We start from the raw sequence: 9,266 nt of genomic DNA, 5'->3' as shown, positions 1-9,266 counted from the left end.
TTACATCAGCAAATATTTGGAATTGGTTTACTCACTGCTGTTATTGTACCTCACCTTTGTAAGAAATGCTATACTTTCCTTCAATAAATGGATCTGGATAGATATTGGAAGTGGTACGAATCAAATCAAGCAGCGCATCGATTGCGTGTTGGTTGCCAGTTCCAATTTTGCCCAAACTCTCAACCATATTTGCCAACAAACCATTAGTAGCATCAGTGGTACTGTTAAGCATCAGGTTAATTAAAGCAGGGATGGTTCGGCTGCGATCGCTCTCTTGGAATGCAGCCCTCGCTAATTCTGAACTTGGGCAACTTTCCCCAACCCACATCTGTATCTTTAAATTGAAATAACCATATCCCCATCTAATCAATTGTGATAGGATTGCATCAGCACAGCTACATTCCTTAAACTCAGCAATACCTATGGCTGCTAAACAATACGCTCGGTATTCATAAAAACCTTTGTGATCTAAAATACAATCCCGACATCCATCTTGAAATTCAACCAAAGCCTTAATAAACGCTTCCTTATTCTCTGTTCGTACATTCTCGCGCCCCAGCCACAATAAAATAACCTCTTTCCACTGGCGCTCAAAAATTCGGTAACTTGCTTGAGAGTCTTTGGGGTTGTCAGGAATGTGATTCAGGAAAAAGTTCCAATCATCAATTGTACGCGCCGCGAAATATTCCTGAAACGTGGGATGCCAGAAAGCATAAACGGGTTCTTCAGGTTCATCTGCATCCATTCCCACTTGATTCAGCCAACCCAAATCCAGGGCCAATTGCAGCAGAGAATCTTTATCCTTTGGCTTGCCCAAAAGCTGACAGACAAATTTATGTCGCAAGCGAAACCGAGTAGGTTCTTTATCGATCGCCTCTCTCGCCAACTCTCCCAGCTTAGCATTCAGCCGCTCTTGATTATTAGAGTCTAGGCGGAAATACTCTGCTTTCCACTCAAAGATTTTATCGACAAATTTTTGATATAATTTCGCTTTTGTATCAGGCAAATCGCCATCTCGCCCTTGCCAAATTGCACACAACAGCGTCAACCTTAAAGGATTTCTGGCTAAATCCTTAATCCGTTCCTTTCCTGGTTGATGAATTGCTTGCCACAAGCGATCGCCCAATGCGTTATCTTTACTAAACCACTTCTCGATAAACTGCTCTACCTGGGGAAATGTGAACGGTTGAGTAATATAAAATTCAAAGCCATCCAAAATGCGGGGGTTAGCCTGCCAAACATTCAACCGACAACTTGTTACTATCCGCACATGAGTCAGCAAACCTCTTGCAGATAAGGTTTCCTGCATCTCTGCTGCCATTTCATCTAGCCCATCTAACAGTAACCACACCTGCCGCTGTTCCAACTGACTTTTCCAAGCTGCCTGCAAGTTTTCAGTGACTGTTCCCTCTGCATCTCGCAGCCAATCATTAAATATGTAATCAATTGCATTGGTCGCTAAACGTCCTAGAGAAACCCAAATCACCAAATCATCTGTCTTATCTAACAGCCAGAAAGCGATTTTCTGTAAAAGCGTGGTTTTCCCTCCTCCTGGTTCACCAATGATCGCAATTCGATCGTTTTTCTTAGTGCTGAGGAGTGTTGTGAGAAATTGGTTGTATTCAAATCTTTCGCTTTTGCTGTACCCCGTTGACTCATACAACAGCGAACCCTGTTCAGGTGATGAGTCGCCTCCAACCTTTTGGATTTGCTCCTGCTGCACTAAGGTCAAATCTACATAGATATTTTCATCAATCAGATCGCGTTCCATCTGACGAGGCATTAGCTTATTGCTGCTTAGCCGCTTCTGTTCTTGCAGCATCCGGCGACAAACCTCCTGCCACTTGTCGGGAGTGTGCTCAACAGCGAAATCTTGAGCGACAACAGTGCGATCGACAATCTCTTCCCAAGATACCCCTAAAACTCTACAGAAAGCCTTGAAAACTTCAGTGTTAACGGTTGCTGTTCCGTACAGAAAACGTTTCCAATTTCCTTCGGAGCAACCGTCAGCATAAGGGCCTCCTTCTTGCCAAATTTTCTTTGGTTCCAAAACTTTACTAGCTTCCACAAGGCATCTGGGGTCATCTACTGTCCACCCCTTTTCATTCCTTGCCTGCTTAATTTTTGCTATTCCCTGCTGAGAAGCCTTGAGCTTGGCCACGATTACACCTGAATTAAGCAATTGTCAAGATCGATTTTAGATCGAAATATGCACGATCGGAAGCCGATCTAGTGAAAGGATGACAAATCAATCATTGTAGAAATGTAGGAAGCGAGGTTGGCCAACTAAATTTTCCTCAATCCAAACCACTACTTGACACAGAAAAAAGATGGCTAATTCCAAAGGATACAAAGTCTCTGAATATCAACCCGTCGCGGTGCAACTTAGTCTTCCTTGGGGCGAGGAAAAAAATTACTATGATTCTCCCCCATCGCGAACTAAGATCCGGAGTCAATGCAGAAGGGAAGTTAAAAAACAAGACTCCCAGAAAGTTGTCATTTTTCTGAACAAAAAGTCTCAGTAACCTTCGCATCTTGTAGAGACGTGATCGATCGTGTCTCTACAAATGCAATTTGGGAATTTTCACATAACAATCGGTGCGACAGGTTGAAACCTGTCGCTACACAATTAAAGTCCGCGCAACGCCAGAGTTGTGCAATTTAACCCGCGCAGGCGGGTTTTGCCTTTGTAGGGGCGATTTCAATCGCTGCATCTGCGATCGCTGCGACTTCAATCCTTACTCGCCAATTGCAAAAAGCCCGATCGCCCCTACAATAATCCTTAGTATCAACCAGTAACAATGCTTCAAATCCGCCGTCGTCCCCCCAGCACATCAGTCTCCGTACTCTACCTCAGCTACCAAATCGCCGTACCCGACGCCGAACCCCAGCACATCCTCGAAGAAATTGTCTGGGAAAAAGAAGCTGAAGTAGCCCAAAAGCGCGATCGCACCCCGTTAGCCGATCTTCACAAAAAACTCCCGTTTGCACCGCCCATCCGCGACTTTCTTGCTGCCCTTAAAAACGGCAAAACCATACCCGCTATCATCGCCGAAGTTAAAAAAGCTTCCCCCAGCAAAGGCGTAATTCGCGAAGATTTCGACCCAGTGGCGATCGCCCTAGCTTACCAACAAAACGGCGCTAGCTGCATCTCCGTACTCACCGATGAAAAGTTCTTTCAAGGCAGCTTTGAAAACCTAGCTAAAATCCGTGTCGCCGTCGATTTACCCCTGCTTTGCAAAGAGTTTATTATCTATCCCTACCAAATCTATCTCGCCCGCATTCACGGCGCTGATGCTGTTTTGTTAATCGCCGCCATTCTATCTGACAAAGACTTACAATATTTTGTCAAAATTGTCAAGACTCTGGGCATGACAGCTTTAATAGAAGTTCACACTCTCGAAGAACTCGATCGAGTATTAACCTTAGAAGGCGTCAACCTGATCGGCATCAACAACCGCAACCTAGAAGACTTTTCCGTCAGCCTAGAAACTACCGATCAACTATTAGCCGATCGACAAACCGCAATCCAAGCAAAAGGCATCCTCATCGTCAGCGAGTCAGGAATCCACACTCCCGACGACCTAGCTAAAGTTGCCACCGCCGGAGCCCAAGCCGTTCTCATCGGCGAATCTCTCGTCAAGCAGCCCGATCCAGGCGCCGCTTTAGCCTCCCTTGCCGATCGCCCTCCGAGCCTGTGAAAGGCGAGACCGCTTGACAAAGCACCCTTAATTCTGATAAAAAGTGATTAAGTAGGTAAATAATGAGAATTTCTAGCCTGCATCGACTCAAGCGCTACTGTAAAAAAGAAATAGCACTGAAAGCTATATTGCATAGAAATATTTTGCCAGAAAGCAATTAAATCTATTCTGTAAGCCTGTCGATCGCCAAATTTAGCGTGTCCAACGCACCCAGCCCCGAATATTCGATCGGCAAAGCAGGGGTTATTGTACGGTTAGAAAACAAATAAACAATCGGGCATCTAATGTTCACCTGTGATGCCTCATGCAATTGCAATGGGGTGTCGGTTCGCTGAGGTATGTTAGCTTTCATGGAGCCAATCCCCCTTCCTTCGTACATTCATTATGAATTGCTACTTCAATTGTTAGAACGCAAAACGATGTTTGCTGTCAGTCCACAATCGCCGCAGCAGCAACAAGTGCACCAACTTATTATTACACTGCGTAAAGCCCTTGCCATTCAAAAGCAATTAGAACAAAGCTGCGAGCGATCAAACTTAGCGGTAGAACATCGCTGGTCTCTAAATGAAATTAACCACAAGGGAGTTAAAAGTTAAAAAAGTTAGAGTAGCGACGAGACGTATCGTATTTGATTTATTCTATATAACTCCCACAGAAAAACTTAGGACAATATTATGGACAACAAATTAATGCTGATGATTCCCGGCCCGACACCGGTGCCTGAAGCGGCATTGTTAGCGATGGCAAAACACCCGATGGGCCACCGCAGCAAGGAATTTGACGCGATTTTTGCAGAATGTACCGAAAACCTCAAATGGCTGCACCAAACAAAAAGTGACGTGCTGAGTTTAACGGTTTCTGGTACCGGGGCGATGGAAGCTGGGATAATTAATTTCTTGAGTGCGGGCGATCGAGTTTTAGTCGGCACTAACGGCAAATTTGGTGAACGTTGGGCTGAAGTCGCCGAAGCTTACGGTTTAAACGCCGAAATTATTAAAGCCGAGTGGGGCCAACCTTTAGACCCCGAACACTTCCGCGAAAAACTCGAAGCAGATACAGAGAAGCAAATCAAAGCTGTCATCATCACCCACTCGGAAACCTCCACGGGCGTCCTCAACGACCTCGAAACCATCAACCGCCACGTTAAGGCCCACGGTGAAGCTTTAATTATGGTCGATGCTGTCACTAGCTTAGGCGCTGTCAATATTCCGATGGACGCTTGGGGCATCGATGTCATTGCTTCCGGTTCTCAGAAAGCTTACATGATTCCTCCAGGTTTGGGTTTTGTGGCCGTCAGTCCCAAAGCTTGGGAAGCTTACAAAACTGCGAAACTGCCCCGCTATTATTTGGATTTAGGCAAATATAGCAAAGACGCTGCCAAAAATACCACTCCTTTTACTCCCCCTGTCAATATGTTTTTTGCCCTGCAAGCATCGCTGCAGATGATGAAAACAGAAGGGTTGGAAAATGTTTTCGCGCGGCACAAACGGTTGATGACCACTACTCGCGCTGCTGTAAAAGCTTTAGGTTTGCCGTTGTTTGCTGCTGACGATGCCGCCAGCCCTGCGATTACTTCGGTTATGCCGCCAGCATCCGTAGATGCTCAAAAAGTGCGGACTTTGATGAGAAAAAGATTTGACATTGCTCTCGCCGACGGACAAGACCATTTGAAAGGTAAAATCTTCCGAATCGGCCATTTAGGCTTTGTGTCCGATCGCGATATTCTAGCAGCAATTTCCTCTTTAGAAGTCGTGTTGCGAGAATTGGGCCATGAAGGCTACACTCCTGGTGCCGGCGTTGCCGCTGCTGCCAAATTCTTGGCTGAATCCTAATCTTAGTTGTAAAAGGATTTTAGATTTTGGATTTTCTCTAAAATCTAAAATCCTTTTAATATGCTTCGGATAACCAATCAAAGATTTTATCCAACTGTTCGAGAGTGACTAAACCGTATTGCCACAGAACCATCGGCAAGGAATCCGGGTCTTTATCGCGCTGGCGCTGTTTGTCACCGCCACGACGTTCGGCGACAGCAATTGACGCGGGAGAAATTGCCAAATCTTCTTGTAAAAATCGAATTAATCGAGTGTATGTAGCGGGTGCCATGTGATTTCACCTCTAAGTATAGGACACCATTTTCTGATGTGAACCTGATGTTTTGGATGAGTAATAAGCCAGTTTTAAATTTGTCTTGTTACCGTAGATAGCTGTTAAAACAGTATTAGCGGTTAAACTGCCAAACGTAATGCTGAGTGCGAGCGCACAAGCTAACCTTTCCCAAAAAGTGAAAGGTTTTGCAATTTTGATGATTTCTGCCCGATCGACTGGTAATTGCGATCGAACCTAAACTGAATACCTCGGCATCTTTGCAGCGCGAATCAGAATAAATTCTGCTACCTAAAACTACTAAACCAGGTTCAGAGTTTAACTTCATCTGCCGAAATGCAGAATCCGCAAATCTACTTCGGCAAAATTAGTTAGATATTTCGATCAAACCCGAAACTGCTACCAGAAGTTAAGTTTGCCAATTACCGCCAATTAACTTGGCTCGTAGCATATTACTTTAGATAGGTTTAGTAGATTTAGCTCGATCGCCAGAACTTCCAGAGAATTTCTTTTCGTGTTGCTACACCTTGAGGCTGAGTATCGTCTCTCAGGATTGGTAACGAGTCGCTGACTCGTCTCATACCTGCGACCAAGAATCTACAGCTTCCGGAAACAAGCTCAAGTCCTGACTGACTGAGATCGACATCGTAGCAAATCTTTGGGTGTTTGTACTGAATCTTACATTAATATCTTAACAAATTTAATCAATTTTTGTAAAGTTTCTAAATTTTATCCGGTATTCCGAAGGCAGGGGGATCTCTGGGCGATGGAAAGCGGGGGATTGTGTCTGTCTGCAGGTTTTACTGAAAGAGTCCGAAGTTTTACTGGAAAAACTCGATTTCAATACGATCGCCCTTTTTGACACCGAGTTCAGCAGCTCGCCCGCCCCGGAGTTCAATAACTTGATCGACAGCAGTATCGGGCCCGTAGGTAGGACAAGGATCAGCAGTACAAGGAGGTGCAGAAACTTCGATCGCCTCAACCACCCCATCCCGCAGAAAAATCATATCCAGAGAAATCTTGCAATTTTTCATCCAAAAATTGACCCCTCGCGCCGGTTTAAACTCAAACAGCATTCCTCTGTCATCCGGCAAAGAAGTTCTGTACATTAAACCCATAGCCTGTTGTTCCGGTGTTTTCGCCACTTCGAGTTCGATTGGGCGATCGCCTATCCGAGCTCTAGCAGAAACAGGCAGCACTTGACCCGATGTTTTCGCCGTCGGAGACCGATCCGCCAAAATACCAGTAGCACCAGCATTCGCGATCGGTAAAGTCGGCGAACATCCCAGCAAAAATATACTTACTCCAATACCGAGCAAATTAGTTAAATAATTCATATTGATTTTAGATTTTAGATTTTAGATTGGGAATTGTTGACTGTTGACTGTTGACTGTTAACTGTTAACTGCGTTGAGTGATGACAACTGACGACTGACAACTGTCAACAGACTGCTTCAAGCTTCCCGCATCACATAGCCAACACCGCGTACCGTCTGAATCAAACGCTTTTCGCCCTCATCTTCTATCTTGAGGCGCAGATAGCGGATGTACACCTCAATCACATTCGACTCGCCCAAAAAGTCGTAACCCCAAACATTTTCCAGAATTTGTTCCCGAGTCAAAACCTCGCGGGGATGTTCCATCAAATACTTTAGCAGCTCAAATTCCTTCATCGTCAGGTCGATCGCCCGTCCATTGCGTAGGGCCCGCCTAGAGGCCAAATCCAAAACTAAATCGCCAAACCTCAATTGTTCGTTGCTGCTGTTATCCGGCTGCAAATACAAGCGCACCAACTGCAAAAACTCCTCAGTGCGGTAAGGTTTAAGAAAATAATCATCCGCCCCAGCTTCCAGACAAGCTACGCGATCGTCAACTGTATCACGACCGACCAATAGCAGCACCGGCACCCGATTGCCAATACTTCTGAGGTAAGAACACAGTGATAGCCCCGACTCAGCGCCAAGTATCCGGTCAATTACAATCAAAGCAGGCTGCAATTCATGAGCTAAATTTTGGCCGGTGGCGGTGTTAGAAGCTACTACGGGTTCATAGCCGGAGGATTTTAAGTCTAGACTCAAGTGTCCGGCGAGAACTTCGTCTGTTTCAACTAGCAGGACACAGGGATTGCGATCGAGAGTAATTGCTGCCATTGAATTGACCAGTGGAGACCATAACTGTTCTAGCACGTCTTAAGGAAGAGAGGGAGAGGGGGAGAGAGGGAGAGGGGGAAAGTGAGAGAATGGGAGAATTACCAATTACCAATTAAGCTATTTGGCATTTAAATTGAAGCTTGCTCGCCCCGGGCTATCCTGCCCGCCCCACAAGAGTTTAAGTAAAAAGTAGCTTACAAATTAAATGCGCTACAGCTTACCAATTACCAAATTGAATAATTTATGACCATCATCGTATTCGGCAGTATCAACATCGACCTAGCAGCAAAAACTCCCCGGTTGCCACAGCCAGGGGAAACAATCATCGGTAGCAATTTTTTCACGGCAGGCGGCGGCAAAGGAGCAAATCAAGCCGTCGCCGCCGCCCGTCTCGGCACTTCCACCCACATCATCGGTCGCGTCGGCAACGATAAGTTTGCTGAAGAATTATTGACAAATCTACAATCTTATGGTGTAAATACACACAATGTATTAATAGACCAAAACACTCATTCAGGAGTGGCAATTATCGCCGTAGACGAGACAGGTCAAAATAATATTATTGTGATTCCGGGCGCGAACAATAATGTCGGTGAAGCAGATATAGAACATCTCCAAAAACTGTTAGCAGCAGCTACATCTTTGCTGTTACAGTTAGAAATCCCCCTGGAAATTGTCCAAAAAGCTGCGAAAATTGCTCATCAAGCGGGGGTGCGAGTTATTCTCGATCCAGCACCGGCTAGGGCGGATTTGCCGATCGAACTTTATCCGCTAATTAACATTATCACGCCGAATGAAGTGGAAGCGGGCCAGTTAGTCGGTTTTCGGGTGAATGACACGGAAACAGCGATTGTAGCTGCCAAACACTTGCAGCAGCGCGGGGTCAAGAATGTTATTGTCAAATTGGGCGATCGCGGGGCTGTTGCTGTTACGGCGGATGAAACCTTTTTTGTACCGGCTTTTGCTGTGGAGGCGATCGACACTGTGGCTGCTGGCGATGCTTTTAACGGCGGGTTGGCCTCCGCATTAGATGCCGGTCTGTCCTTGTCAGAGGCGGTGCGGTGGGGCGCAGCAGCGGGCGCTCTGTGCACAACTAAAGTGGGTGCTCAAGGTGCTATGCCCGATCGGGCAACCTTTGATAAATTTTTGCAGAATTTAATTTGAATTTATGAGAAGGAGTCAGAAGACAGAATTCCCGACGCATGAAGTCAGGGGTTTCGGTAAGGAAATATTTTGGGAGCGTGTCACTTTTGCGATGAGTATAAATACTCATGAACCCCACCATGACTTTTTTACCGATCATCAGTATAAT

10 protein-coding genes are annotated in these 9,266 nt (G+C 45.6%); 4 read left to right on the top strand and 6 right to left on the bottom strand.

The features are described 5' to 3' along the window. Positions 1 to 40: 40 nt before the first annotated feature. On the bottom strand, positions 41 to 2,161 hold the full coding sequence (locus QUA04_RS27760; protein WP_333263463.1) for an NACHT domain-containing protein: 2,121 nt from the start codon (positions 2,159 to 2,161) through the stop codon (positions 41 to 43). A gap of 640 nt (positions 2,162 to 2,801) precedes the next feature. On the opposite strand from QUA04_RS27760, the gene trpC reads away from it, so the two are divergent. After that, complete coding sequence (gene trpC / locus QUA04_RS27755) at positions 2,802 to 3,701, top strand: indole-3-glycerol phosphate synthase TrpC (protein ID WP_333263460.1); 900 nt, start codon at positions 2,802 to 2,804, stop codon at positions 3,699 to 3,701. A 163-nt stretch (positions 3,702 to 3,864) separates the two neighbouring features. On the opposite strand, the gene QUA04_RS27750 is transcribed toward trpC, so the two are convergent. Next, a complete protein-coding gene (locus QUA04_RS27750; RefSeq protein ID WP_333263457.1) occupies positions 3,865 to 4,053 on the bottom strand; it encodes a hypothetical protein in 189 nt (62 codons plus the stop codon). Between QUA04_RS27750 and QUA04_RS27745 the strand changes: the two genes are divergently transcribed. Next, on the top strand, positions 4,052 to 4,297 hold the full coding sequence (locus tag QUA04_RS27745) for a DUF5340 domain-containing protein (protein WP_041623669.1): 246 nt from the start codon (positions 4,052 to 4,054) through the stop codon (positions 4,295 to 4,297). The genes QUA04_RS27750 and QUA04_RS27745 overlap by 2 nt on opposite strands. Positions 4,298 to 4,375: 78 nt before the next feature. Continuing rightward, on the top strand, positions 4,376 to 5,533 hold the full coding sequence (locus tag QUA04_RS27740; RefSeq protein ID WP_333263454.1) for an alanine--glyoxylate aminotransferase family protein: 1,158 nt from the start codon (positions 4,376 to 4,378) through the stop codon (positions 5,531 to 5,533). Positions 5,534 to 5,588: 55 nt separating this feature from the next. Here QUA04_RS27740 and QUA04_RS27735 read toward each other — a convergent pair whose 3' ends face one another. The 4 genes from QUA04_RS27735 to nblR all read right to left on the bottom strand — a co-directional run bounded on the left by QUA04_RS27735 (position 5,589) and on the right by nblR (position 7,954). Then, entirely contained in the window at positions 5,589 to 5,804 is a 216-nt protein-coding gene (locus QUA04_RS27735) for a DUF2949 domain-containing protein (RefSeq protein ID WP_333129524.1), read from the bottom strand. Positions 5,805 to 5,919: 115 nt separating this feature from the next. Continuing rightward, positions 5,920 to 6,132: a hypothetical protein gene (locus QUA04_RS27730; protein WP_333263451.1), complete on the bottom strand. Its 213-nt coding sequence runs from the start codon at positions 6,130 to 6,132 to the stop codon at positions 5,920 to 5,922. A 493-nt stretch (positions 6,133 to 6,625) separates the two neighbouring features. Then, positions 6,626 to 7,141 carry a DUF192 domain-containing protein gene (locus tag QUA04_RS27725; RefSeq protein ID WP_333263448.1) on the bottom strand — a complete coding sequence of 172 codons (516 nt, stop codon included), beginning with the start codon at positions 7,139 to 7,141 and terminating at the stop codon, positions 6,626 to 6,628. A 117-nt stretch (positions 7,142 to 7,258) separates the two neighbouring features. Next, positions 7,259 to 7,954: a response regulator transcription factor NblR gene (gene nblR / locus QUA04_RS27720; protein ID WP_006632044.1), complete on the bottom strand. Its 696-nt coding sequence runs from the start codon at positions 7,952 to 7,954 to the stop codon at positions 7,259 to 7,261. Between the two features lie 243 nt (positions 7,955 to 8,197). Between nblR and rbsK the strand changes: the two genes are divergently transcribed. After that, positions 8,198 to 9,118 (top strand): ribokinase, encoded by a 921-nt coding sequence (rbsK, locus tag QUA04_RS27715; RefSeq protein ID WP_333263445.1) that lies wholly within the window; start codon positions 8,198 to 8,200, stop codon positions 9,116 to 9,118. Positions 9,119 to 9,266 lie beyond the last annotated feature (148 nt).

It is taken from the genome of Microcoleus sp. S13_C5, assembly GCF_036700845.1.
Classification (GTDB): Bacteria; Cyanobacteriota; Cyanobacteriia; order Cyanobacteriales; family Microcoleaceae; genus Microcoleus.
Note: the sequence above shows the minus strand (reverse complement) of the source record. Positions and strands in the feature narration are given on the sequence as shown.

What these genes read in the sequence shown, in the direction of transcription:
- QUA04_RS27745 (WP_041623669.1), top strand. Translation starts at nt 4,052, where the DNA reads ATGGAGCCAATCCCCCTTCCTTCGTACATTCATTATGAATTGCTACTT.
- rbsK (WP_333263445.1), top strand. Translation starts at nt 8,198, where the DNA reads ATGACCATCATCGTATTCGGCAGTATCAACATCGACCTAGCAGCAAAA.
- QUA04_RS27725 (WP_333263448.1), bottom strand. Translation starts at nt 7,141, where the DNA reads ATGAATTATTTAACTAATTTGCTCGGTATTGGAGTAAGTATATTTTTG.
- QUA04_RS27730 (WP_333263451.1), bottom strand. Translation starts at nt 6,132, where the DNA reads ATGAAGTTAAACTCTGAACCTGGTTTAGTAGTTTTAGGTAGCAGAATT.
- QUA04_RS27735 (WP_333129524.1), bottom strand. Translation starts at nt 5,804, where the DNA reads ATGGCACCCGCTACATACACTCGATTAATTCGATTTTTACAAGAAGAT.
- QUA04_RS27740 (WP_333263454.1), top strand. Translation starts at nt 4,376, where the DNA reads ATGGACAACAAATTAATGCTGATGATTCCCGGCCCGACACCGGTGCCT.
- QUA04_RS27750 (WP_333263457.1), bottom strand. Translation starts at nt 4,053, where the DNA reads ATGAAAGCTAACATACCTCAGCGAACCGACACCCCATTGCAATTGCAT.
- nblR (WP_006632044.1), bottom strand. Translation starts at nt 7,954, where the DNA reads ATGGCAGCAATTACTCTCGATCGCAATCCCTGTGTCCTGCTAGTTGAA.
- trpC (WP_333263460.1), top strand. Translation starts at nt 2,802, where the DNA reads ATGCTTCAAATCCGCCGTCGTCCCCCCAGCACATCAGTCTCCGTACTC.